This window comes from Azospirillum sp. B2RO_4 (assembly GCF_051124815.1).
Lineage (GTDB): Bacteria > Pseudomonadota > Alphaproteobacteria > Azospirillales > Azospirillaceae > Azospirillum.
In genome coordinates this window covers 303,125-325,349 of the sequence record NZ_CP118486.1, presented here as the reverse complement: position 1 = coordinate 325,349, position 22,225 = coordinate 303,125, and the positions used below count along the sequence as shown (strand labels likewise).

The 22,225-nt window shown below is 66.9% G+C and carries 23 protein-coding genes; 4 read left to right on the top strand and 19 right to left on the bottom strand.

Annotated features, from left to right (window positions below; genetic code table 11):
- Position 1 precedes the first annotated feature (1 nt).
- Positions 2-1,222 carry an NAD(P)/FAD-dependent oxidoreductase gene (locus tag PWS46_RS15525; protein ID WP_434621885.1) on the bottom strand — a complete coding sequence of 407 codons (1,221 nt, stop codon included), beginning with the start codon at positions 1,220-1,222 and terminating at the stop codon, positions 2-4.
- A 280-nt stretch (positions 1,223-1,502) separates the two neighbouring features.
- A complete protein-coding gene (locus tag PWS46_RS15520) occupies positions 1,503-2,669 on the bottom strand; it encodes a M20 aminoacylase family protein (protein ID WP_434622053.1) in 1,167 nt (388 codons plus the stop codon).
- A gap of 216 nt (positions 2,670-2,885) precedes the next feature.
- Here PWS46_RS15520 and PWS46_RS15515 point away from each other — a divergent pair, with 216 nt between their 5' ends.
- Positions 2,886-5,207 carry a tetratricopeptide repeat protein gene (locus PWS46_RS15515; RefSeq protein ID WP_434621883.1) on the top strand — a complete coding sequence of 774 codons (2,322 nt, stop codon included), beginning with the start codon at positions 2,886-2,888 and terminating at the stop codon, positions 5,205-5,207.
- A 5-nt stretch (positions 5,208-5,212) separates the two neighbouring features.
- On the opposite strand, the gene PWS46_RS15510 is transcribed toward PWS46_RS15515, so the two are convergent.
- From PWS46_RS15510 to PWS46_RS15460, 11 genes are all read right to left on the bottom strand, one after another.
- Positions 5,213-5,491: a hypothetical protein gene (locus PWS46_RS15510; protein ID WP_434621881.1), complete on the bottom strand. Its 279-nt coding sequence runs from the start codon at positions 5,489-5,491 to the stop codon at positions 5,213-5,215.
- On the bottom strand, positions 5,481-6,101 hold the full coding sequence (locus PWS46_RS15505) for an RNA polymerase sigma factor (RefSeq protein ID WP_434621879.1): 621 nt from the start codon (positions 6,099-6,101) through the stop codon (positions 5,481-5,483). The genes PWS46_RS15510 and PWS46_RS15505 overlap by 11 nt, the downstream gene beginning before the upstream one ends.
- Positions 6,102-6,135: 34 nt before the next feature.
- A complete protein-coding gene (gene fliS / locus PWS46_RS15500) occupies positions 6,136-6,615 on the bottom strand; it encodes a flagellar export chaperone FliS (protein ID WP_434621877.1) in 480 nt (159 codons plus the stop codon).
- A gap of 40 nt (positions 6,616-6,655) precedes the next feature.
- Complete coding sequence (fliD, locus tag PWS46_RS15495) at positions 6,656-8,338, bottom strand: flagellar filament capping protein FliD (RefSeq protein WP_434621875.1); 1,683 nt, start codon at positions 8,336-8,338, stop codon at positions 6,656-6,658.
- Positions 8,339-8,474: 136 nt separating this feature from the next.
- Positions 8,475-9,299, bottom strand: a complete 825-nt coding sequence (locus PWS46_RS15490; protein WP_434621873.1) for a flagellin — start codon at positions 9,297-9,299, stop codon at positions 8,475-8,477.
- 122 nt (positions 9,300-9,421) lie between these two features.
- Positions 9,422-10,327: a flagellin gene (locus PWS46_RS15485; protein ID WP_434621871.1), complete on the bottom strand. Its 906-nt coding sequence runs from the start codon at positions 10,325-10,327 to the stop codon at positions 9,422-9,424.
- Between the two features lie 11 nt (positions 10,328-10,338).
- Positions 10,339-12,081 (bottom strand): flagellar hook-associated protein FlgK, encoded by a 1,743-nt coding sequence (gene flgK / locus PWS46_RS15480; RefSeq protein WP_434621869.1) that lies wholly within the window; start codon positions 12,079-12,081, stop codon positions 10,339-10,341.
- A 30-nt stretch (positions 12,082-12,111) separates the two neighbouring features.
- Complete coding sequence (locus PWS46_RS15475; protein ID WP_434621867.1) at positions 12,112-12,660, bottom strand: hypothetical protein; 549 nt, start codon at positions 12,658-12,660, stop codon at positions 12,112-12,114.
- Positions 12,661-12,763: 103 nt separating this feature from the next.
- On the bottom strand, positions 12,764-13,021 hold the full coding sequence (locus PWS46_RS15470; RefSeq protein ID WP_434621865.1) for a hypothetical protein: 258 nt from the start codon (positions 13,019-13,021) through the stop codon (positions 12,764-12,766).
- 4 nt (positions 13,022-13,025) lie between these two features.
- Complete coding sequence (gene flgE / locus PWS46_RS15465; protein ID WP_434621863.1) at positions 13,026-14,336, bottom strand: flagellar hook protein FlgE; 1,311 nt, start codon at positions 14,334-14,336, stop codon at positions 13,026-13,028.
- A 36-nt stretch (positions 14,337-14,372) separates the two neighbouring features.
- Positions 14,373-15,074, bottom strand: coding sequence for a flagellar hook assembly protein FlgD (locus PWS46_RS15460; protein ID WP_434621861.1), 702 nt, complete (start codon positions 15,072-15,074; stop codon positions 14,373-14,375).
- A 274-nt stretch (positions 15,075-15,348) separates the two neighbouring features.
- On the opposite strand from PWS46_RS15460, the gene PWS46_RS15455 reads away from it, so the two are divergent.
- Positions 15,349-15,516 carry a hypothetical protein gene (locus PWS46_RS15455; protein WP_434621859.1) on the top strand — a complete coding sequence of 56 codons (168 nt, stop codon included), beginning with the start codon at positions 15,349-15,351 and terminating at the stop codon, positions 15,514-15,516.
- A 64-nt stretch (positions 15,517-15,580) separates the two neighbouring features.
- Here the strand turns inward: PWS46_RS15455 and PWS46_RS15450 are convergent, their stop codons facing one another.
- From PWS46_RS15450 to PWS46_RS15435, 4 genes are all read right to left on the bottom strand, one after another.
- Positions 15,581-15,889: a hypothetical protein gene (locus PWS46_RS15450; protein WP_434621857.1), complete on the bottom strand. Its 309-nt coding sequence runs from the start codon at positions 15,887-15,889 to the stop codon at positions 15,581-15,583.
- 289 nt (positions 15,890-16,178) lie between these two features.
- Positions 16,179-17,180 (bottom strand): mechanosensitive ion channel family protein, encoded by a 1,002-nt coding sequence (locus PWS46_RS15445; RefSeq protein ID WP_434621855.1) that lies wholly within the window; start codon positions 17,178-17,180, stop codon positions 16,179-16,181.
- A gap of 54 nt (positions 17,181-17,234) precedes the next feature.
- Positions 17,235-17,621: a hypothetical protein gene (locus PWS46_RS15440; RefSeq protein ID WP_434621853.1), complete on the bottom strand. Its 387-nt coding sequence runs from the start codon at positions 17,619-17,621 to the stop codon at positions 17,235-17,237.
- Between the two features lie 66 nt (positions 17,622-17,687).
- A complete protein-coding gene (locus PWS46_RS15435) occupies positions 17,688-18,761 on the bottom strand; it encodes an AI-2E family transporter (RefSeq protein ID WP_434621851.1) in 1,074 nt (357 codons plus the stop codon).
- A 237-nt stretch (positions 18,762-18,998) separates the two neighbouring features.
- Here PWS46_RS15435 and PWS46_RS15430 point away from each other — a divergent pair, with 237 nt between their 5' ends.
- Positions 18,999-20,009, top strand: coding sequence for a PRC-barrel domain-containing protein (locus PWS46_RS15430; protein ID WP_434621849.1), 1,011 nt, complete (start codon positions 18,999-19,001; stop codon positions 20,007-20,009).
- Positions 20,010-20,107: 98 nt separating this feature from the next.
- On the opposite strand, the gene PWS46_RS15425 is transcribed toward PWS46_RS15430, so the two are convergent.
- Positions 20,108-20,848 (bottom strand): SDR family oxidoreductase, encoded by a 741-nt coding sequence (locus PWS46_RS15425; protein WP_434621847.1) that lies wholly within the window; start codon positions 20,846-20,848, stop codon positions 20,108-20,110.
- A gap of 47 nt (positions 20,849-20,895) precedes the next feature.
- Positions 20,896-21,108, bottom strand: a complete 213-nt coding sequence (locus PWS46_RS15420; protein ID WP_434621845.1) for a tautomerase family protein — start codon at positions 21,106-21,108, stop codon at positions 20,896-20,898.
- Positions 21,109-21,275: 167 nt separating this feature from the next.
- On the opposite strand from PWS46_RS15420, the gene PWS46_RS15415 reads away from it, so the two are divergent.
- Positions 21,276-22,151 (top strand): LysR family transcriptional regulator, encoded by an 876-nt coding sequence (locus tag PWS46_RS15415; protein WP_434621843.1) that lies wholly within the window; start codon positions 21,276-21,278, stop codon positions 22,149-22,151.
- Positions 22,152-22,225 lie beyond the last annotated feature (74 nt).

The following is a 22,225-nucleotide window of genomic DNA, read 5'->3' as shown; positions in this document are numbered from 1 at the left end:
ATTAAATTTCGCGGGCGTCGTTCCAGCGGTATTGCAGGATCTTCAGCGGTCCGACGCGTTGCAGCAGGGCATTGAAGGGCAGGGGCGTCGGCGGGGTGAAGGGCAGGGCGAGATCCTTCGGATCCTGGCCGATCGCCGCCCGCGCCAGTTCTCGACCGAGTGAGACCGACAGCGCCACGCCGCGCCCGTTGCACCCGGCCCAGCCGAAGCCGTTCGGCCCCAGCCGGTGGACGCGGGGAAAGTAGTCGGTGGTCATGGCGATGCGGCCGTTCCACACGTGATCGAAGGTGACGCCTTGCAGGGCCGGGAACATCCCGGCCAGACGGTCGCCGATGATCCGCTTCAGCCGTTCCGCCCCGTTCACCGGGATCAGCAGCGCGCCGCCGGTCACCAGCCGGTTGTCGGCGGTGTAGCGCATGAATCGCAGATCGCCATGGGTGTCAGACATCGCCTGACGGCCCGGCAGGATGGTCTTCCGGACATTGTCGCCCAGGGGCGCGGTCGCCATCTGCCAGGACAGCACCGGCACCACCTCCGTCCGGATTTCCGGAAAGACGACGGCGGCATAGCCGTTGGTGCCCAGAACCAGAGCGTCGGCGGTCACCATTCCCTGCGGGGTGCGGGCGACCCACATGTCGCCGCGCCGCTCCACCGACAATGCCGGGGAGTTGACGTAGACCGCCGCCCCGGCCTCGACGGCCTTGGCGGCAAGCCCGCGCACCAGCGCCAGCGGGTTGATGTGCCCGCCGGTCCGGTTCATCCAGCCGCCGTAATAGACATCGGTGCCGAGAAGGGCGGAAACCGCGGCACGGTCCAGCAACTCCACGTCGGCACCGTAGCGGCCCCATTGGGCGGCCCGGCGCTCGGCAATTTTGATGCGGCCCGGCGAATGCACCGGCTGGACCCAGCCGGTCTGCTCCGCCGCACAGTCGATGCCGAGGCGGCGCACCAGATCAAACAGGGTGGAGGCGCTGTCGCGGATCAGGCCGACGAAGCGCTCCCCGGCCTCGCCGCCGAAACGGGCGACGAGGTCGGCGGGGTCGGGCCGGGTCAGTGTCGGAATGACCTGCCCGTTGTTGCGTCCCGAAGCACCCCGGCCGAGTTCGGAGGCTTCAAGCACCACCGCGTGCTTGCCGGCCTCCGCCGCGTGCAGGGCGGCAGACAGGCCGGTGAAGCCGCCGCCAATCACCAGCACATCGGCCTGCACGTTGCCCTGCAGCACCGGCAGCTCCGGGGGCGGCGGGGCGGTGGCCTCCCACAGCGAGTCCGGGCGTCGCCAAATTCCGCCCTGGCCTGGAATATCCTGCGCCTGGTCTGCCACGTCCGCCTGCCCCCGCTCGGCCAAATCCGTCCGGCCCGAACATTTCTGGTCAGGCCCGACCGTCTCCAGTCGAACTATGGGTCAAAAGCCACACGTGCGCAATTCCCAAGATTTTCTAGCGAAAACATTATTACACCAAGTGCGACGCTGGGAAATCGGTAGGAATTGCACACAAGATCGATCACCCGGCCTTCGGCAGGACGGTCTCGGCCAATCGCACCCAATAGCTGGCGCCGATCGGCAGCACCGCGTCGTTGAAGTCGTAATGCGGGCTGTGCAGATTGCGCCCCTGGTCGGATGGTCCGGCGCCGACCCAGATGTAGCAGCCCGGCCGCTTCTGCAGCATGAAGGAGAAATCCTCGGCCCCCATGCTGGGCATCGGATCCAGATCGAGGGCATCTTCTCCGACGACGCGCGCCGCCGCCTGCCGCGCCAGTTCGGTTTCCTTGGCGCTGTTGGTGGTGGGGGGATAGCGCCGTTCGTAGCGCAAGCTGGCCTCGACGCCGAAGCCGCCGGCGATGGCGGTCGCGACCTCGCCCATGCGGCGCTGGACCAGATCCTGAACCTCCGGCCGGAATGTCCGCACCGTGCCGCGGAGAACGGCCGTGGCCGGCAGCACATTCCACGTATCGCCGGCGTGGAACTGGGTTACGCTGACGACGGCCGAATCGATGGGATGGACGCTGCGGGCGGCGATGGTCTGCCAGGCGCCGACGATCTGGCTGCCGACCATGATCGTGTCCGTTCCCATATGCGGCATGCCGGCGTGGGTGCCCCGGCCGGTCAGGGTCAGTTCGAAGATGTCATAGGCGGCCATCAGCGGGCCGGGACGCAACGCGATGCGGCCGACCTCCAGCCCCGGCCAATTGTGCATGCCGAAGACCTTCTCCACCGGGAAACGGTCGAACAGCCCTTCCTCCACCATCACGCGCCCGCCGCCTTCATTTTCCTCGGCCGGCTGGAAGATGAAGACGATGGTGCCCTGGAACAGGTTGGGATTTTCGGTCAGGTGGCGGGCCGCACCCAGCAGCATCGCTGTATGGCCGTCATGCCCACAGGCGTGCATGCGCCCCGGATTGCGCGAGCTGTGGGGCAGGTTGGTTTCCTCGTGGATGTGCAGCGCATCCATGTCGGCGCGGAACCCGACCATGGGGCCCTCGCCGTTGCGCAGGATCCCGACCACCCCGGTCTTGGCGAGGCCGCGGTGGACCTCCAGCCCGAAGGAGGCCAGCTTTTCCGCCACGAAGTCGCTGGTCCGCTGCTCCTCGAAGGCGGTTTCCGGATGGGCATGCAGATCGCGCCGCCATTCCGTCATGTCCGCCGTCAGCCGGTCCATCCCCGTCGCCATCCCGTCCATCGCCTGTTCCTCTTGTTCGGGCAAAATCCTGTTTCAATCCTGCCCAACTTATACCGGAACCGAAACGGTCTATTTTTGCATGCAACGTCCGCAGCCTTTCCGTGCCCCCTCCGCGTTGCGCGCACTTCCGATGGGCGCAGGAGTACGCCGCCGCCGCCGTACAACGAACAAGCGCGGCCCGATGCCGCCGACGGGTTCATTGACGGAATGGCGACGACCATGGACGGGAACGCGACACGGCGTACCGACGGATTGCTGCGTCTCGCGGTCCAGCATCACAATGCCGGACAGAGCGAGCGGGCGGAGCGGTTTTGCCGCGAAATCCTGCGGATCGATCCGACACATGGCGATGCCGCCCATCTGCTGGGCCATATCGCCTATCAGGACGGGCGAAGGACCGACGCCACCCGGCTGTTCGACACCGCGGCGCGGAACAATGCGCTGGTCGGCTCCTACCATCTGGCGCTCGGACAGGCATTGATGGAGGAGGGGCGGGTGGCTGCCGCACTGGCCAGCGCCCGCCGGGCTCTTGCCATCGATCCCGACAATGCCGCCGCGCTGTGCCTGCTGGGCTCGGTCGCCGGGCGGCAGGGGCAGCCAGTGGCCGCGCTACGCTGCTATCGCGCCGCGGCGCGTCTGGTGCCGAGCGCGGCCGAACCGCGGCTCGGCATGGGGCGGGCGCTGGAGGAGTTGCGGCAGGCCGGACCCGCCATCGGCTGCTACCGGCTGGCGGCAAGGCTGCGGCCGCAGGATGGCGCCATCCGCATTGCGCTGGCCAATGCGCTGCGTCGCTGGGGTGCGATGGCCGAGGCTGCCGCCGCCTATCGGGACGCCATCGGGCTGGGCGCCGGCAACGGGTCGGTCTGGGCCAATCTGGGCGCCACGCTACAAGGGCTGGGCCGGTTGGGCGAGGCCGAGGGCGCCTATGTCGAGGCTCTGCGTCGTGAGCCAGGCCATACCGAGATCCGCAACAATCTGGGCCTGCTGCTGCATGCGCAGGGCCGCCATGAGGAGGCGCGGGCGCGGTTCCGCACCGCGCTGGTGCTCGACCCGTGCCATGTTCCGGCGCTCGTCAACCTGGGGCTGGCGGACTCGGCGCTCGGCGACCTTGGCGGTGCGGAGCGGTGGCAACGCCGCGCCATTGCCCGCGCGCCCGGCCGGGCCGAGGCCTGGAACAATCTCGGCAACGCCTGCAAGTCGCAGGCCCGGCGGGCGGAAGCGGAGCATTGCTGGAAACGTGCGCTGGCGCTGAATCCCGGCTTCGCCGATGCGCTGGGCAATCTCGGCGCCGACCTGTCGGACCGCGAAGCTTTCGAGCCGGCGGTGGTGCAGGTGCGCCGTGCCATCCGGCTGATGCCCGGCCATGCGCCGCTGCATGCCGTGCTGGCCTATGCGCTGAATGGCGCCCAGAGCCCTGTCGAGGCCGACGTCGCCTGCCGCAAGGCGCTGGCGCTGGCGCCGTCGCTGGCCGACCCGCTCTGCACCCTGGGGCTGGCGGAGCAGCGGCAGGGGCGCGCCGATGCCGGCCGCTGGTTCGAGCGTGCCGTCGCCGCCGCGCCCGGCCATGCGCTGGCCCGCTTCAACCGCGGCCTGCTGTCGCTGGAACGCGGAGCGCTGAGCGCCGGCTGGGCCGATTACGCCTTCCGCTTCAAGGCCGGACGCGTGCGGCCGGAGCGGCGCTTCACCATCCCCGAATGGACCGGAGAGCCGCTGGAGGGCAAACGCCTGTTCGTCTGGCGTGAACAGGGGGTGGGGGACGAGTTCCTCTTCGCCTCCTGCTATCCCGACCTGATCCGAATGGCCGGGCGGGTGGTGATCGAGTGTGAACGCCGGCTGGTTCCGCTGTTCGCCCGCTCCTTTCCGAAGGCGACGGTGCGCGCCGAACAGCCACCCTGCGGGATGACGGAGGCCGAGACGGTCGATTGCGACTATCACATCCCGGCCGGCTCGGTCCCGCGCCTGCTGCGCGAACGGCTGTCGGGCTTTCCGGCGCGGTCCTGCTGGCTGTTCGCCGACGGCAACCGCGTCGCCGACTGGCGCGAGCGGCTGGATGGCGCGGGCGACGACCTGCGGGTCGGCATCAGCTGGCGCAGCCAGGTGATGACCGCCGACCGCCGCAGCGCCTATCTGCCGCTGGATGGCTGGGGACCAATCTTCGCGGTGCCCGGCGTCACCTTCGTGAACCTGCAGTATGACGACTGCCAGCGCGAGATTCTGGCGGCGGAGCGCCGGTTCGGTCAGCCGATCTATGGCTGGACCGGGCTGGATCTGCGCGACGATTTCGAGGAGACGGCGGCACTGGTGTCGGCGCTCGACCTCGTCATCGCGCCGGCGAATTCGGTGGCGGAGCTGGCCGGTGCGCTGGGAGTGCCGGTCTGGCGCTTCGGGCACCGGGATTGGACGCAGCTCGGCACCGCCGGCCGACCCTGGTATCCGTCGATGCGCGTGTTCCAGCCGCTGGGCGGGCAGGGACTTGAACAGGCGCTGGAGCGGATATCGGCGGAACTGCGGCGGGTGGCGGGGGGCTGACCGGCCTACATCAGCCGCGGCGGCTGATCGCCATCCTCGTCGAAGGTCCGGTTGGACGGCGGCAGGCGGAAGGCGGCGGCGAAGATGCGGTCGGCGAGGTCCGGGGGCGGGCGGTCTTCCGATTGCCCGAGCGCCAGCTCCATCGTCACCATGTCGTCCAGCATCGCCTGCGCCTTGACCGAACGCAGAAGAAGGCGCCGCGCGTCCCTGGCCGCATCGGCCGGCCAGAGGGCGAGGTCGCCCCCAAAGCGATCGAGCCGATCGCGAAACTCCTCATCCGTCATCGAAGGAATCCCTGGCCGCCTGCGCACTGGCGCGCAGCAGCAGCCGGAGCTGCTGGCGCGCGCGTTTCAAAAGCGACTCTACAGCACCGACGCTGATTTGCATAACGGCGGCGATGTCGGCGTTGCTTAAATTCTCGTAATAAAACAGCGTCACGGCGGCGCGCTGCTGCGGGGTCAGCCTGTTCTGGGCATCCAGAAGCCGGGCGGCGACCTGCCGGCGGTGGATGGTGCTGATCGCATCGGGCGCGCTGTCCGACGGCTCCGCCACGGTTTCCAGATCCTGGCCGACCGGCCGGCGCTTGTGGTCGATGCAGCGGTTCACCACCACGCGGTAGAGCCACGTCGTGAAGCGGGCGCCACCGTCGTCGCTCCATTGGGTGCGGCGCTGCCAGACCTGGAGAAAGGCGTCCTGCACGACATCCTCGGCCTCCGCCTCGTTGCCGGTCAGGCGGCGGGCCAGTGCATAGGTGCGTTTCAGGTGGCGATGCACCAGCCGCCGGTAGGCCGTCTGGCTGCCGGCGCGGATCTGCGCCATCAATGCTTCGTCGCCGTCCTCGTCCGCGGGGATGATGACACCGGAGGCGGAACCCCGGCTCAGGTCCCCGGACATGGAGCGCCCGACGCTGGAATCCTCCCGCCGGAGGTCAAGCCGAGAGTCCGCCATTCGCATGATCCATCGTTCTCCCGACGACGGATGCATGCGGCCCTTTGGCCGGCGCACCGACGACAGTGGATGGCCCGCCGCGTTCTGCGGCGATGGCCTGCCAAGCCTTCAGCATGAAGGACGTCTGGCGGATGAGCGAGTCACAGGCCGCCACCGGATCCTTCCGGCTGGCGGCGGCGCCTGCCTGCGCGATCAGCCGGTGGTAGAACCGTCGAAGCGTCAGCGCGACATCCTCATTTTTGTCGAAAACCAGAATGGAATCAAGGCCTGCGAACACCATGACCGCATTTCGGATCGCGTTGTGGTGCGCTTCGAACCGTCGGTTCGAAGCGGCGTCGCGGGCGGCATACAGATGGGTCATCGCCCGCTCGTACAGCCGCAGGACGGCGACCAGCGGCGGCACCGCGCTGTTGGCGACGGCATAGGCATTCAGGGCTTTCGAATAGGCGGAATTGCGCATGGCGCCAAATCCTCTCGATGGGATGTGCCGTGACCGGGTGTCAGCTGTCGCTGCTGCTGTCGCTGTAGGTCAGCTGTTTCAGGAGAAGGGCCGCCGTTTCCGCCGCGGCTTCCAGCCGGGCGTAATAGGCGGTCAGCGTGGTGCGGTAGGTCTCGGCTTTGGTCTTGATGTCGGTCGAGCGGCTTTCCAGCTCGGTGTCCCGGGTTTCCAGATCGTCGATGGCGGTGGCGAGGTCGCTGTCGTAGTCGGCCGACGCGTCGTCGATGACGCCGAACAGCTTGTCGGCCAGCCCTTGCGAAAAATCGATGTCGACGCTGCCGCTGTTGCCGGAATAGACCAGAACGATGCCTTCATAGGCGGTGCCGGTCGCGCCGATGATGCGGTTGCCGCTTACGGTGAACAGGCTGCTGTCGCCGTCGACCGATGCCGAGGTGAGGGTTCCATCGTCGTCGCGCACGATGTCCAGCGTGAAGGACAGAGCCGAGGCGCTGCTGGTGTAGCGCAGCAGCGACATCTGGCTCGACGAACTCGTCATGTTGAGGCCGAGCAATTGCTTGACCGCATCGACATCGGTGCTGAGGATGCTGTTCAGCGTGTCTTCGTCCAGTTCCAGCTCGTTGGAGCTGTTGAAACTGATGCCCAGCGAGGCCATCGACAGCACCGTGCCGTCGTCGGTGGTGATCGACGTGTTGAGGGCGCTGTTGACCGAGCGCACGATCTGGCGCAGCAGCGTGTCGGAAAACAGCGTCGCGTCGCTGGACGCCGTACCGTCGCTGGTTGTCGCCTGCTGCGTCAGCACGAAGTCGCGGTATTCGTTGTAGGCGTCGACGAAGCTGGTGATCGCCGACTTGATCGAGGACAGGTCGGTCGCCACCTCCATCGAAATCGCCGTGTCCGGGCTGGCGCTGTAGAGGTTCAGCGTCACGCCTTCGATGGCATCGTCGATGGTGTTGGAACTGCGGGTGACGGTGACGCCATCGATCTCGACGATCGCATCCTGCACTGCGACCAGCTCGTTCTTGATGGCGCCGTCGCTGTCGGTCAGGCCGAGCGACGACAGGACGCCGGCGCCGTCGTCGGTCAGGCTGATTTCCTCGCCCGTGTTGTTGGCGGTCAGGATCAGCTGATAGCTGCTGTCGCTGACCTGCACGATGCTGGCGGAGACGCCGCTGGTCGATTTGTTGGCGTTGATGGCGTCGCGCAGGTCGGTCAGGCTGTCATCGCTTTCCATCGAGATGGTCACGGCGCTGCCGTCGGCGGCCTGGAGCGTGAAGCTGCCGGAATAGCCCAGCGCGTCGGTCTTGCTGTCGACGCCGTCCGCCGCGATCTTGTGCTTGGTGGCAAGCTGCTGCACCACGACCGAATAGGTGCCGACCTCCGTGTCGTCGTCCACCGTGGCGCTGAACACGTCATCGTCGCCGACATAGGCGGTGCGCTGGCTGAACAGGTTGGAGGACGAGCCGGTGGAGACGCTGCGGTTGCGCAGCCCGTCGATGGCGTCGTTGACCGCCTGCAGCTTGTCCTGAAGGTCGGTGTAGGCGGTGATCTTCGCTTCGTTCGCCGTGATCTTGGTGTCGATGCGGTCTGCCTTCGCCAGCCTCGCATTGACCTTCGCCTCGATCAGGGTGGCGTAATCGATGCCGGTACCCGAATCGCTGGAAGACAGCGCCGAGTAGCCCGTCGTCGCCGCTGTGCTGGAGGAGGTGGAACTGACGGTGGTCATGGCAGGGCTCTCCCGTTTCCGGCCGCGAAGAGTGCGGCGGATGGCACGGCGATGCGGGTTTGGTGGCGGCTTCGGCTGAAAAGGGGAAGCGGCCGCCGGCCGGGACGCGCACCCCCGCCGGCGGCCTTACGAAACGTCAGCGGAGAAGGGAGAGCAGATTCTCCGGCATCTGGTTCGCTTGCGACAGCACGGCGATGGCGGCCTGGGTCAGGACCTTTTCCGATGCCAGTTTGGATTGCTCCTCGGCCACGTCGACGTCCATGATGGCGGACTGCGCGGCCTCGGTGTTCTCGATGGTGGTGTCGATCATGTCGCTGCGGAATTCGAAGCGCGAGATCAGCGCGCCGACGTCGGCGCGCGCATCCGACAGGGTGGTCACCGCGGTGTCGAGCGCCGTCAGCGCGGCGGCGGCGGTGGCCGAGGTGCCGACGTCCAACGTGTTGATGCCCAGCCCCGTGGTGGTGACGCCGGCGATCTGCACGGTGATGTTGTCGGACGAGGTGGTGCCGACGCGGAAGTTCACGCCCGACGACCAGTTGGTCGAGCCGTCGAGCAGCGATTCGTCGTTGAAGCGGGTGCCCGACGCGATGCCGTCGATTTCATCCTGCAACTGCTGGAACTCGGCGTCGAGATAGGAGCGTTCGTTGTCGGTGACCGAGCCGGACAGCGATTGCGTTGCCAGCGACCGCATGCGCTGCACGATGTCGGAGATGCTGGACATGCCGCCGTCGGCGGTCTGCAGGATCGACGACCCGTGCGAGGCATTGGTGGCCGCCTGGTTCAGCACCGTGATGTCCGACTGCAGCGATGTGCCGACGGCAAGGCCGGCGGCGTCGTCCGACGCCTTGGTGATGCGCGAACCGCTGGCGATCTTCGAGACCGAATCCGACTGGTTGGTCGAATTGATGTTCAGGTAGCGAAGGGCCGAATTGGAAGCCGTGTTGGTCGAGATGACGGGCATGATGTGGTCTCCTGATCGAACCGGGCCGTTTCGGCGACCCTCACCTGGGACTCACGGGGCAGGCGGAGAAAGCTGGCGGGATTTTTCGATCGGGCTAGCGCTTTTTCGCGCCGCCTCTGCGGTCACAGGTATTTGGAGAGATTGTTTTCCTCCAGGATCTTCATCAGGCTCATGGTCGCCTCCAGCGAGGCCTGGAGTTGCGACAGCCTGGTGGTGGATTCGGCCAGATCGATGCTGCGGATGTCGTCCACCTGGGTTTGCAGAACCAGCTGCTCGTCGACATGGCGGTCGATGCTGTTCTCCAGCGAGGAGCTGGCGGCGCCGAGCTTGGCCTGGACGATCGACAGCCCGTCGGTGGCGTCGGAGGCGAGCTGCGTCGCCTCGGCCAGCAGATCGTCGTCGACCGGATCGGTCGACATGTTGGCGATCAGGCTGAAGGCGCGCAGCGCCTTCTCGAACGCCGGTTGATCGGCGGTGACGCCGTAGGCCAGCACGAAATCGTCGGCCGCCTGGAAATGGGCGACGGTCGAATCCCCCTGGTAATAGCCGGTGTCGGCGCTCGACGGGTAGGTCGCGGCGGTGTAGCTGTCGAGATCGACCGCCTGTTGGTCGGTGCGCCCGCCGGCGAAAAGATAGCGGCCGTCCTGCTGCGTGTTCAGCAAGCCGCCCAGTTCCTCCATCAGTTGGGCTGATTCCGCCACTACGCCTTCGACGCCGGCGGCGTTGTCGCCCTGCAGGCCGGTGATCAGGGCGCTGAGGCGGGAAGTCAGGTCCGACATGCCGCCGACCGCATCGTACATCGACTGGATGCGGCCGTTCACGACCTCGCCCTCGTCGATATACTGTTCCAGCCGGCGGTAGTGGCTTTCGAGGTTGACCAGCCGGCCGCTGTCCGACGCGATGCCCTTGTAGTCGGTGGAGTTCAGTCCCGACGCCGAGCGGACCTGTTCCGCGGCCACCTTGGCCTCGGCCTTCATCATATATTGGACGAGCGTGTTCTGATGGTTGTAGGTCGCGACCCGTTCCATCGCGGTCTCCTCTACTGGACCATGTCGAGCGCCGTGCTGAACATCTCCTGCAGCGTCTTCATGACCGCGGCTGCGGCCTCATAGGCGGATTGCAGGGTGGAGATCGCGGCGGTCTCCTCGTCGACATTGACGCCGCTCTGCGACGAGAAGGTCGATTCGAGGCTGCTGGTGTAGGTGTTCTGGCTGTCGTAGGCGGCGGATGCCGTGTCGGCGAGGGTGGCTGCGCCCTGGATTATCGCCCCGGCATAGCCGGCGAAGGTCGTGCTGCGGGCACTCAAACCGCCGGCGGCATCGAAGTCGTGGCTGGTGGAAAAGGCTGCCGACAGTGCTTGCGCCACCGATCCCTCGCCGCTGGTCAGCACCGTGTCGCCGGCGGTCAGCCCGCTGTTCGAGGACAGGGCGCCAGTGGCGAGCAGGCTGCTGTCGCCGGCGATGCGGGTCGCAACCTTGATGTCGGATGCGCCGGTGCCGGTCAGCAGGTCGTTCATGCCATAGGCGGTGGAGAAGGCGCCGTCATCGCCGCCGACCGCGATGCCGTTGCTGGCATCGGTAGCGGCGATCACCAGCTTGCCGTCGGCGGAGATCGAGGCGGACGCAGTGCCCATCGTGTTGATGGCGTCGACCACGTCCTGCAGCGTCGACAGGGTCGACAGGTCGATGTCCAGAACTTCGGCCGCGGTGCCGCTGCCGTCGGTGACGGCGACGCGCAGCGTGCCGCTGGTCACCTTCAGCGCGTCGCCGGCCGAGACGGTCTCGGTGCCGGTCAGGCTTTGCGGGGCGGGATAGGAGGTGCCCTGGTTCTGGATGGCGTTCAGGCTGTCCATCAGGGTGGTCGCCAGTTCGTCCAGGGCTGCCTGCTGTGCCGGCAGGTCGGTGTCGCGCAGTTGCACCAAGGCGCCCAGAGTCCCTCCCAGAGAGGAGCCGGTGACGTCGGTGCCGTTCAGCATGATTCCGTTGAATCCGCTGCTGCCGCTGGCGCTGTAGGCCGTGCCGGCGCTGACCGAGGCGGCCGGCGTGTAGGACAGCTCATGCACCTTGCTGTCGAGCAGCGACTTGCCTGACGCGGTGGAGATGCGCATCAGCCCGCTGTCGTCGACCTGATAGGTGACGTCGATGTTGGTCGCCAGGCTCTTCAGCGCCGTGTTGCGCTGGTCTTCCAGGTCGGTGACGTTCTGGCCCAGCGCCTTGCCCTTGACGATTTGGTCGTTCAGGGAATCGATGCTGTTCAGTGTCTCGTTGATGCTGTCGACGGTGCTGGCGATTTCGTCGTCGGCCTGGGCGCGCAGGGACTGGATGGAAGAGGAGGTGCTGCGCAGCGATTCCGCCAGATCCGACAGATCCTGCACGGTGGCGGCCTTGGCGCTCTCGCTTTCGGGCGAGGTGGCGAGCGTGCCCAGCGTGTCGGCAAGCGCGTCGATCATCGATCCGATGTCGGTGCCGCCGCTGTCGTCGTCGCTGACGCTGCCGAAGGCCGACTGCATCCGGTCGAGATAGCTGTTGCGGGTGTCGGTATAGCCGAGGTCCGATTGCGCCGCGACCAGGGTCTTCAGCAGATAGCGGTCGACATTGCTGTTGACGGCGGAGACATCGACGCTGGAGATGTTGGTGCCGGTGCTGCGCGTGACATTGGACGCGGTTTTGCGGGTGTAGCCGTCGGTATCGGCATTGGCGACGTTGGAGGAGGCGACGGCGATCCCGACCTCGGACGTGCGCAGTGCCGACGTGGCGATGGAACCGGCGACGCGAAGCGACATGGCGGGTTTCCTCCCCTGTGTTGCCTGCCGTCAGGCCGTCAGGCCGACGACATGGCCGGTGGTACGCGTCGCCACCCGTGCGCCGTAGCGCCCCGCGGCGCCATAGGCGACGCCATACACGCCGGCCGGCGCGGTGGATGCCGCGCGCAGGGCGGCGCCGATGGCGTTCTGGCGGGCGCGGTGGACCTTGATCTGCGCCTCGATCTCCCGCATGCGGGCGGCAAGCGATGGCAGGACCTTGTCGGCGGCGGCCCTCGCCGCTCCGCGCACGGTGGGGGCGACGCGCTTGCTGCGCGTCTGCGCCAGCGCATCGTCCAGCCGGTCCTTCCAGGTCCGCAGCAGAGTCTGCATGTCGCCGGCCGCCAGCAGCGCGTCGCGCGGCCGTCCCTCGCGCACAGCCGCCTCGGCACGGGCCGCGTTGCGGTCCAGTTCGGCGACGAAGGCCTCCAGCACCTCCACCGCGTCAACGCGGAGGAAGATGGAGGGGGAGGCGGGTTCGGCGGGATGGGCGGGCGCCTGGGCCTTGGTCAGGACGGGCTTCGGCGGGGCCGGCTTCCGCAGGGTCTGCTTGAGCGCCATGGATTTGGCTCCGGGTGTTGGATGTCTGGTTCCACGGCGGGCGGGTGGAAAGCTGGCGGGGAATTTTTGGGGCGAGCGCCGGCAGTCGACACCGCTACTCAATTCACCGCCGCGCCGCCATCGCCCGGCCATAGGCGTGGACCGCTGCGTTCGCGACCCGTCCGCGGTGGATCCGTGCTCCCAACGCACGCTTCTCCACATCCAGCCCGTCGATCAGCGCGATCAGGTCGTCGGCCAGCGCCAGCCGTTCGGCCCGCGTGGTCGGGCGCACCAGCAATGCCCTCGCCTGCACCATCAGCCGGCGGTGGTCCAGCAGCAGGGCTTCGGCGCGAGCGAACCCCTCGTCCGGTGCGGCGGTCATGGCGTCACCGCTTCATCGAAATCAGCGTGTCCAGCATGTCCTGCGCCGTGGTCATCACCTTGGATGCGGCGGAATAAGCCTGCTGGGCCACGATCATGCGGCTGAACTCGTCGGTCAGTTCCACCGTGGAGCTTTCCAGGGAACTCGCCTCGATCTCGCCAGCGGCGCCGTCGCCGGCGGTGCGCAGCTGGTAATTGCCGGACTCGTAGGTCTGGGTGAAGGTGGTTCCGCTCTCGCTCTCCAGCCCGTCGGAATTGGCGAAGGTCGCGATGGGGATCTGGTAGATCGCCCGCGTTTCGCCATTGTCGAAGGTGGCGCGGACCACGCCGCTGCTGTCGATGGTGGTGCCGGTCAGAGTGCCGGGTTCATAGCCGTCGCCGGTCGCCGTCCAGTCGCCGATCGAGGCGGTGTCCTCGCCCGAAGCGTACTGCGTCAACCCGGTCGTGCTGTCGGCGCTGCCGAGATTCATCGATACCGTGCTGTCGCTGGCGCCGGTGGTCCAGCCGCCGACAGAGAAGCTGATGGCCGACGGATCGACGCTGGTCGTGGTGCCGCTGCTGTCGGTCTGGGTGGCGCCGGCCAGCGAGCCGTCGCTGTTGAAGGTGATGGCGATGGGGAAGCCGGAGATCGTGCCGGTGGTGGTGGTGCCGTCGGCGGAACTGGTCGGGGCGGACGCACTGAGCGACCATGTGTTGTCGGCCGTCTTGCTCCAGGTCATCGTCACCGAATGGCTGTTGCCCAGCGCGTCGAACAGCTCGACGTCGGTGGTGAAGCTGTCGCCGGTCTCGGCGTCGGAGGGCAGGTTGGCTTCGATATCCAGCGTCGAGGTCGCCTTGGGCGTGCCCTTGATGCTGGTGAGGTTGATCGCCTCCAGGCTGTCGGTGGAGGTCTTGTTGGCGGCCTTGACGGTGCCGTCGTCGCCAACCGCCCAGCCATAGAGGTAATAGCCCTCCGAATTGACCAGATTGCCGTTGGAATCGGTGGAGAAGGAGCCGTTGCGGGTGAAGTAGGTGCCACCGCTCGACGTCTTGTCCGACACCACGAAGAAGCCGTCGCCGTTGACCGCCATGTTGGTGGTGGTTGCCGACGACTGGATTTCGCCCTGGCGGCTGACGCTGCGGGTGTTCGATGCGATGACGCCGCCGACCTGCTCGTCCACCGTGGTGGTCTTGTTGATGTAGGACGTGAACTCCGTCACCGTGCCCTTGAAGCCGGTGGTGCTGGAATTGGCGATGTTGCTGGAGATGCTGGCGAGCGCCTTGCTCTGGGCGGTCAGCCCGGACGTGGCGCTGTACATCGCGCTGGTGAGGCTCATGGCGGCACCTGTCTTTCAAAAATCCGGGGAGGGGGATCAGGACACCGACAGCACGTCGCCCGCCGACAGGCTGACGCCGCCGACGCTCAGCACCGCAGTGCCGGTCGAGCTGTCCACCGACGTCACAGTGCCCTTGAAGCGCGTGGTGGTGTCGATGGCGTTGCCGCTGGAATCCAACGCGGTTATCGACAGCGTGTAGGTGCCGCCGCTGTAGCTCTGGCCGTCGGTGCCGACGCCGTCCCAGGTCACCTCATGGGTGCCGGCGGCGGTGTTGGAGCTGACATCGCTGTAGACGGTGTTGCCGCTGGAATCGGTGATGGTCAGCTTGAGCGAGGAGGCGGCGGACTCGAGGTCGTATTCCCAGGTCGCCTCGCCGTCCTGCAATGGCGTGGTCGAGCCTTCGGCCTCCACCGTCTTGCCGTAGTAGCTCACGGCGCCGCTGGTGGTGCCGAGCGACGACGTGACCGAACTGGCGAGGTCCGAGACCGTGCTGGTCAGCTCGTCCAGCTTGTCGTTGGTCGACATCTGCTGTTCCAGCGAGGACATCTGGACGAGCTGGGTGGTGAAGCTGGTGGTGTCGACCGGATTGGTCGGGTCCTGGTTCTGCAGCTGCGTCGTCAGCAGGGTCAGAAAGGTTTGGTAGGTGTCGCTCGTGGACGTTGTTGACGAACCGCTCGACGAGGATGTGGATTTCGTCGAGGTCGTTGACGTCGTTGCGCTGACAGAATCGACCAGCATCGCCTTCTCCACCCAATCGCGGCCCGTTCGCGGAATCCGGGCGGGATTTCGCGGCGGTTCAGGCCGATGGCTCTTCGGGATGGGCGGCGGGCTGGCGCCGCCCCGTTCGTTCTGTGGCTATCCACGGAACGGCCGGCGAAAGCTGGCGCGGATTCTTTCAAGAAAATGCGGAGAGTGTGAAAAGGCCCTGGCTGTCCGCCTCAGGGGAGGGCGGAACCGGCATGATGCTTTGCCGGTTGGGGTGGGTATCCTCAACTGTCCCAGGGAGCCGTCCATGTCCGGCACGAAAGAGCGGAATCAGGAACAGGACCGGCCGGCGGGCCGCGATCCGGCCGCACCCGTCGAAGGCGGCGGCACAGTGCCGCGTACCACCGAGGAAAACAAGAAGGCCGCCGAGGGCGAGCGCTTTGAGAAGGCTCCCAATCCGGGGCATCCGGTTTGACGCCGGCTTGCCCGCCCCGGACTGGCTCTTTCTGAAATCGTTCTGCCGGCTCTGACGGTTTCGGTTACTCCGCCGCCGTCAGTGCCGGCGCTGCGGCCTGCGTCTGCTTGCCGGAGCGGAAAACCAGCAGGGTGAACAGCCCGAGCGCGCCGAGCAGCAGCAGCGAGCTGACCGCGGCGACCGGCTCGAACGCGGAATAGCCGAGATGCAGGGCGGCGACCGCGACGGTCAGGAAAGCCGTGCCGACGCACCAGACGACGATCTGCGTCATCGCGAGCCGGCTGGTCTCCAACGCCGGATGCAGCCGGTAATAGACGCCGAACAGGAAGAGCGACACCCAGCCCAGCAGATTGAGGTGGGCATGGGCCGGCATAATGCTGTGATTCTGCGATGCGGCCATTCCGATCCCCATGCCGATGCCGGCAAGTGCGAACAGGCAGGCTGCCCTGAAACTTGTGGATGAGGTTTTCATTGCCCTGGTCTCCAATCACCGTCCCTGTGAAGGTTCGTATTCGAACGATGTCAGAGCACTCAAATGCTGTCCATTGAAAAACCGTCCATGTCCTTTGGATCAGGCGGGGCGGATATTTTAAAATATCGAGTATCGACTGAGATATCGCCGCGCCTGCAAGTCAAGCCGTGTGAAGTCAACTGAGACAGGGCTATGGACCGCCCGGCCTTGCCTGATGGTCCTCGCCGTTGCGCGGTTGGGATTTCAGCGCGCCGGCGATAGTGCGGGGGCGCGGCGGTTCCCCTCCGGGCGGCCAGCCTTCGCGCTGGCGGGTGCGGTCGCCGTCCGTCTCTTCGGTCTGGTCGTGGAACAGCACGACACGGGTCGGGAAGGGCAGGTCGATGCCGGCGTCGCCCAGCTTCTGCTTGATGGACGCGATGGCCTGATGGCGCACGCGCAGGACCTCGTGCTGGTGCGCGTCGGTCCACCAGCGCGCTCGGACGGTCACGCTCGACCCGGCGAGTTCCATCACCAGCGCTTCCGGCGCCGGATCGGCCAGCACGCCGTCGACGCTGCAAAGTGCCTCGACGATCAGGACGGATGCACGAAGTGCATCGTCGCCATAGCCGATGCCGATGTCATGCTCGCTGCGGCGGAGGCCGTAGGCGGTGTTGACGGTGACGGCGTTGGTGAAGATCTCCCCATTCGGCACGAAGACGCGGCGGCCGTCATAGGTCTTGATGACCGTCGTGCGGGTTTCGATGTCCTCGACCGTCCCTTCGAAGCTCTTGAAGACGATCTGGTCGCCGATCCGGAAGGGCTGGCGCAGCAGGATTAGGATTCCCGCCAGGAAATTCTGCAGGATGTCCTTGAAGGCGAAGCCGATGGCGACGCTGCCGACGCCCAGCAACCCCAGCACGTCGACCGGCTTGACCGACGGGAACATCACCGTCACCGCGATCAGCAGGCCGAGGAAGCGCAAGCCCCATTGCGAAAGCCGGGCGAGCACGAGCCCGACATTGCGGGCGGGGCGGTTCAGAGTTGCCCGGCGGACGCCGGCCCGCATGCCCCACCCGATCATCCAGAACAGCAGGAAGATGACGGCGCCGACGGCGAATTTGGGAAGGAAGGCCAGCGTCCAGTCGACGATGCCGTCGATGGACGCCAGAGTGGTCGAGATGTCGCCGTCTACCTGTTCCAGACCCTGTGCCATGCACCCACACCCGATCCGCCCGAACTGATTGCTTCTGCCTCGCCCTTCCGGCGGTCAGTTCTCCCGGTCCGGCTCGCCGGACGAGCCCATGCCAAGCGATCCATTGCGGGAATCGCCGCTTGTCCCGCTCGATCCGCCGATCGGCTCGTCATGATTGGCGGCGGCGGCGGCGGCGGCATTGTTGGGGGTGACCAGAATATTGCCGGCCGGCGGGCCGGATTGGCGCCCTATGCCCATTTCACCGGCCTCCAGCCCCTCACCGGGGCCGCCGGTCTGCGAGGCGTCCGGCCGCTGCCAGCCCGGCGGGGGCGCCGGCAACAGTGCGTCTCCCTTCTCCGTCTCCAGTCCTGCCCCTTGTCCGACCCCCTGGCCGGCATGCAGCGCGGCGGTCGTCGGAAGGGCCAGCAATGCCGCGAGGGCGAGCGTCTTGGCGGTTCTCATGGCATGTCCTCCGTGAAAGGGTCTCCTCCGCCAACTCTGGCGGGCGGCACTGGTTCCGCCGGCGGCCTATTCGCCGGAATCGCCGCCGTGTTCCTGGGCCAGCAGGTCGGCGATCCAGGCGGTGCGGGGGAAATGCTGCAGCACGATCACCAGCGACGCCGTCAGCGGAACGGCGATCAGGGCGCCGGCGATGCCCCAGACCCAGCTCCAGAAGGCCAGCGCCAGGATGATGGCGACCGGCGACAGCGACAGGCTGCGCCCCTGCAGCGCGGGATAGACGAAGTTGCTGATGATGAACTGCAGCACGGCGTAGCCGGCGAAGACCACGGCCGGCATGGTCCACCCGTCATACTGGATCATCGCGTAGAGGGTCGGCGGCAGGATGCCGACGACGTTGCCGATCACCGGCACATAGTTAAGCAGGAAGTTCAGCACGCCCCAGACCAGCGCAAGGTCCAGCCCCACCGCCAGCGCCCAAAGGCCCGACGCCACCCCGGTGACGATGCTGGCCAGCGTCGCCGCCCCCAGGTAGGAGCGGACCTGATCGGCGCTGCGCCCGGCGATGTCGATCAGGGCCTGCCGGTTGTCGTATTCCAGGCTGGTGCGCAGCTTGCGGCGGACGGCCTTCACCTCCGGCAGGCCGAAGATGACGAGGACGCCGATGAAGCCGAAATAGCCGAGCATGGTGTAGGCGCTCGACAGCACCTGTTGCGCGATGCCGGCCAGCCGGCCCGAGGTTTTCGCCCCGTCCAGTGCCGGCAGTCCCCATTTCTCGGCCTGTTGCGACAATGACTGGAACAGTGCGTTCAACTGGTCCTGCTGGTCGGTGAAGGCGCCGACAATCTGGGCGGCGGAGAAATAGATGGCGGCGAAGAAGCCGATCAACAGGCAGAAAAGAAGAAGCGCCATGGCGGTGGTGCCGACGAAGGACGGCAGCACCCGGTCCATGCGGCTCTTGATCGGCCAAAGGGCGGCGACCACCACGACCGCGGCGGCGAGCGGCATGGTGACCGGATAGCTGGCGCGCAGGCCGGCGATCACCAGCAGGACGGTGACGATACCCAGCATCAGGTTGCGGTTGCCGGAGCTGTGGCGGCCGGGGCCGCCTTCGGGCGTATCGCCGGCGGTCGGGTCAGCCATGGCGGCACCATGCAGGCTCCGGGAGGGCGGGCTCCGGAAGGTTTGTCAGCCATTCTTCGGCATGTCGTGCGCTCCCATTCCGCCGATCTCGTTCTGGTTCAACTTCGGCAAAGGCGGTCCGTCTCGCGGCATGCCGGCCCCGATCAGGCGAAACGGCTTCCGGTGTCGCGAGTTGACCAACCAAGGAGCAGCCCGGTGGGAGGCTTCGCACATGACAACGACACCGGAGGAACGACGATGAGCACCCGCCTGATCACCATGGCCACCGCGGCACTGGCGCTCACGCTGCCGATCCCCTCCCAGGCCGCGTCCCAAGGCACATCCCAGGCGCAGCAGCCGGGAACGGCCTCCCAGAAAACTGCGCAGACCTCTTCCCAGACACAGGGCAACACGCAGGGTAACTCCCAGGGCAACACGCAGATGCAGGCGTCGAACGCCGATCAGCAGTGCCTTCAGCAATTGCAGCAGGTGAACCAGGGGCTGGTCGGCGCCGGCTATGGTGTCGCCGGGCCGCGCGGCTATGCCGGCTATCCCGGCTACAGCGCGGCGGCCGCGCCGGGCATGACCGGCCGGGTCGGCGGACTGGCGGCGACGCCGCGCGTGCAGATGCGCACCCTGATGCGCGCCGGCTATATCCTGGGCATCAACGGCTATGGCGACGGCTGCCGGTCGGTGGTGCAGGCGGTGCAGGAGATGCAGCAGCGCTTCACCACCGCCGCAGCGAACGGCGACACGGAGTTCCGTGACTGGCGCAACCGCTATGTCGCCGCAGCGGTGCCGGTCACCAAGGCCGCGGCACCGATGCAGGCGGACGACATCGTCGGTGCCGACCTGCGCAACCTGCGGGACGACGACCTCGGCGACATCGACAATGTGGTGATCGGCGCCGATGGTCGGGTCCAATATGTGCTGGTCGGCCGTGGCGGCTTCCTGGGGATCGGCGAGGAACTGGTGCCGGTGCCCTGGAAGGATCTGCGGGTCACCCCGGCCCCGAACCAGGACACCTTCGTGCTGAATGTGCCTGACTCCGTGCTGGAGAAGGCGCCGTCGATCGGCAACGACATCGGCCGCGAGGCCAGTGCCGCCACCTGGAACAAGCAGGTCGATGCGTATTGGAGCAAACAGCTGGCCCAGGGAGTCAACGGCCAGGGCAACGCCAAGACCTCCGCGGGCAGCAGCGGCCGGAAGCCGACCCATGACCAGAACGGATCGGGCCAGTCGGGTTCGAACCCGTCGGGCAAGCAGTAAGGGCATCGTCGGGCCGGCGTGGGGCGCTGACAGGGGCAGGATTCCAAACTTGCCTTCAACTGCGCCGCCGCCGCCCGGCGATCATGCCGTCCCCTCCCTCAGACCACGCCGCCGTTCGCCCGCAGGGTCTGGCCGTTGATCCAGCCGCCATCCGGCCCGACGAGCAGGGAAACCACGCGGGCGATGTCGTCGACCTCGCCCAGGCGGCCGAGCGGGATCATCTGCCGGATGCGATCGAGCGTGGCCTGATCCTTGCCCTGGAAGAAGAGCTCGGTGGCGACCGGGCCGGGTGCGACCGCGTTGACGGTGATCCCCCGGGACCCCAGCTCCTTCGCCAGAATATGCGTCAGGGCTTCGACCGCCGCCTTCGTGGCCGCATAGACCCCGTAGGTCGGCTGATAGAGACCAACGACGCTCGTGGAGAAATTCACGATCCGGCCGCCGTCGCGCAGCCGGTTCGCCGCCTCGCGCAGCCCGTTGAACGTCCCCTTGAGGTTGGTCGCGATGATCCGGTCGAAGGCGTCGTCGTCCATCTGTGCAATGGGCGAAAGCGTCATGACGCCGGCATTGTTCACCAGCACGTCCACTCCGCCAAAGGCCGCCTCGGCGGCATCGAACATCCGCTTCACCGCCGCCGGGTCGCCGACGTCGGCCTGGACGGGAATGGCCCTGCCGCCGGCCGCTTCGATCTCTTCGACCAGCGTGCCGGCGGCGCCGGCGCTGCCGGCATAGTTGACGACGACCGCGAGGCCGTCACTGGCCAGCCGCCGGGCAATGGCGGCGCCGATGCCGCGGGACGCTCCGGTGACGATCGCGACCCGGTTCGTTGATGACGTCATTGTCCTGCTCCCTCGATCCTGTTGCGGGTGGTGGTGTCCGGCCGGCTTCAATCCTTCGCCCGATAGGCGTCCGGAATGACGAAAACCTCGTCGGCGCGGGCATAGCCGCCGTCCTTGACCTCTTCGATCAGGACCATGGTGTGCGGGCGGGCAGCTTCAGAGAAATACTCGACGAGCATCGCGGTGGTGCGATGAACGATCTCTTCCTTCTGGGCACGATTCAGCGCGGCCTCGGGAACCTTGAAATTGACGAACGGCATGGTCTTCGCTCCTGTGGGGGTGATCGACGAGCAGCGCCTCGGTCGGCCGCCGCTCTCGGGACCGAAATTCGTTCGTTTTGAGGTTCAGGGGTAGACCGACGAATTCGACATCACTATTTCGCTGGAATTAACAATCGCGCGGGCCGGCTATGGATCGCATCGACGTCATGCGTCTGTTCGTCAGGATCGTCGAGCGTGGGAGCTTCGCTCAGGCCGCGCGGGACCTGCAGGTTCCGCGCCCGACCGCCACGCATGCGATCCAGCGCCTGGAGGCGGATCTCGGCGTCCGGCTGCTGGAGCGGACGACACGCAAAGTCCGGCCGACGCTCGACGGCTCGCTCTACCATGAGCGCTGCCTTCGGCTCCTCGCCGATCTCGACGAGATGCAGAGCGTCTTCAGGAACGCCGAGCCCAGGGGGCCGCTCCGTGTCGACATGCAGGGGACCATCGCGCGGTTCTTCATCCTGCCGGCGCTGCCTGCGTTCATCGCGCGCTATCCGGGGATTTCACTGAATCTCAGCGAAGGCGACCGGATGGTGGACCTCATCACCGAAGGGGTCGATTGCGTCGTTCGGGCCGGCGATCTGTCCGACTCTTCCCTGATCGGCCGCCGCATCACGCTGTTCGAGCAATCGACCCTGGCGAGCCCCGCCTACCTCGACCGTCATGGCATCCCGTCGACGCCGGACGATCTCGACGGTCATCGGATGGTCGGCTATGCCGCCTCGGCGACCGGGCAATCCTATCCGATGGAGTTCACGACGCCGGAGCGGGACTGGGAGGTGCAACTGCCCTACGACGTGGTCGTCCGCGGGGCGGAGATCTACACGGCGTCGGCCGTCGCGGGGTTGGGGCTGGTCCAGGTTCCGCGATACCGCGTGGAGCACCAGATCGCCGCCGGACAGTTGGTCGCGATATTGGAAGCCTTCCCGCCCCCACCGATGCCGGTTTCGGTGGTCTATCCGCAGAACCGCCATCTCTCTTCGCGGTTAAGAGTGTTCATCGATTGGCTGACGGAGGTTTTCGACAGTCCGCACGGCTAGAAGGGATTGCTCGCCACCCGGGCAAGAGAAAAGCCCCCGCATCGGTGCGGAGGCCTTTCTCTTGCTGAATGCCC

What these genes read in the sequence shown, in the direction of transcription:
- PWS46_RS15520 (WP_434622053.1), bottom strand. Translation starts at nt 2,669, where the DNA reads ATGGCGACGGGGATGGACCGGCTGACGGCGGACATGACGGAATGGCGG.
- PWS46_RS15515 (WP_434621883.1), top strand. Translation starts at nt 2,886, where the DNA reads ATGGCGACGACCATGGACGGGAACGCGACACGGCGTACCGACGGATTG.
- PWS46_RS15510 (WP_434621881.1), bottom strand. Translation starts at nt 5,491, where the DNA reads ATGACGGATGAGGAGTTTCGCGATCGGCTCGATCGCTTTGGGGGCGAC.
- PWS46_RS15505 (WP_434621879.1), bottom strand. Translation starts at nt 6,101, where the DNA reads ATGTCCGGGGACCTGAGCCGGGGTTCCGCCTCCGGTGTCATCATCCCC.
- fliS (WP_434621877.1), bottom strand. Translation starts at nt 6,615, where the DNA reads ATGCGCAATTCCGCCTATTCGAAAGCCCTGAATGCCTATGCCGTCGCC.
- fliD (WP_434621875.1), bottom strand. Translation starts at nt 8,338, where the DNA reads ATGACCACCGTCAGTTCCACCTCCTCCAGCACAGCGGCGACGACGGGC.
- PWS46_RS15490 (WP_434621873.1), bottom strand. Translation starts at nt 9,299, where the DNA reads ATGCCCGTCATCTCGACCAACACGGCTTCCAATTCGGCCCTTCGCTAC.
- PWS46_RS15485 (WP_434621871.1), bottom strand. Translation starts at nt 10,327, where the DNA reads ATGGAACGGGTCGCGACCTACAACCATCAGAACACGCTCGTCCAATAT.
- flgK (WP_434621869.1), bottom strand. Translation starts at nt 12,081, where the DNA reads ATGTCGCTTCGCGTCGCCGGTTCCATCGCCACGTCGGCACTGCGCACG.
- PWS46_RS15475 (WP_434621867.1), bottom strand. Translation starts at nt 12,660, where the DNA reads ATGGCGCTCAAGCAGACCCTGCGGAAGCCGGCCCCGCCGAAGCCCGTC.
- PWS46_RS15470 (WP_434621865.1), bottom strand. Translation starts at nt 13,021, where the DNA reads ATGACCGCCGCACCGGACGAGGGGTTCGCTCGCGCCGAAGCCCTGCTG.
- flgE (WP_434621863.1), bottom strand. Translation starts at nt 14,336, where the DNA reads ATGAGCCTCACCAGCGCGATGTACAGCGCCACGTCCGGGCTGACCGCC.
- PWS46_RS15460 (WP_434621861.1), bottom strand. Translation starts at nt 15,074, where the DNA reads ATGCTGGTCGATTCTGTCAGCGCAACGACGTCAACGACCTCGACGAAA.
- PWS46_RS15455 (WP_434621859.1), top strand. Translation starts at nt 15,349, where the DNA reads ATGTCCGGCACGAAAGAGCGGAATCAGGAACAGGACCGGCCGGCGGGC.
- PWS46_RS15450 (WP_434621857.1), bottom strand. Translation starts at nt 15,889, where the DNA reads ATGCCGGCCCATGCCCACCTCAATCTGCTGGGCTGGGTGTCGCTCTTC.
- PWS46_RS15445 (WP_434621855.1), bottom strand. Translation starts at nt 17,180, where the DNA reads ATGGCACAGGGTCTGGAACAGGTAGACGGCGACATCTCGACCACTCTG.
- PWS46_RS15440 (WP_434621853.1), bottom strand. Translation starts at nt 17,621, where the DNA reads ATGAGAACCGCCAAGACGCTCGCCCTCGCGGCATTGCTGGCCCTTCCG.
- PWS46_RS15435 (WP_434621851.1), bottom strand. Translation starts at nt 18,761, where the DNA reads ATGGCTGACCCGACCGCCGGCGATACGCCCGAAGGCGGCCCCGGCCGC.
- PWS46_RS15430 (WP_434621849.1), top strand. Translation starts at nt 18,999, where the DNA reads ATGAGCACCCGCCTGATCACCATGGCCACCGCGGCACTGGCGCTCACG.
- PWS46_RS15425 (WP_434621847.1), bottom strand. Translation starts at nt 20,848, where the DNA reads ATGACGTCATCAACGAACCGGGTCGCGATCGTCACCGGAGCGTCCCGC.
- PWS46_RS15420 (WP_434621845.1), bottom strand. Translation starts at nt 21,108, where the DNA reads ATGCCGTTCGTCAATTTCAAGGTTCCCGAGGCCGCGCTGAATCGTGCC.
- PWS46_RS15415 (WP_434621843.1), top strand. Translation starts at nt 21,276, where the DNA reads ATGCGTCTGTTCGTCAGGATCGTCGAGCGTGGGAGCTTCGCTCAGGCC.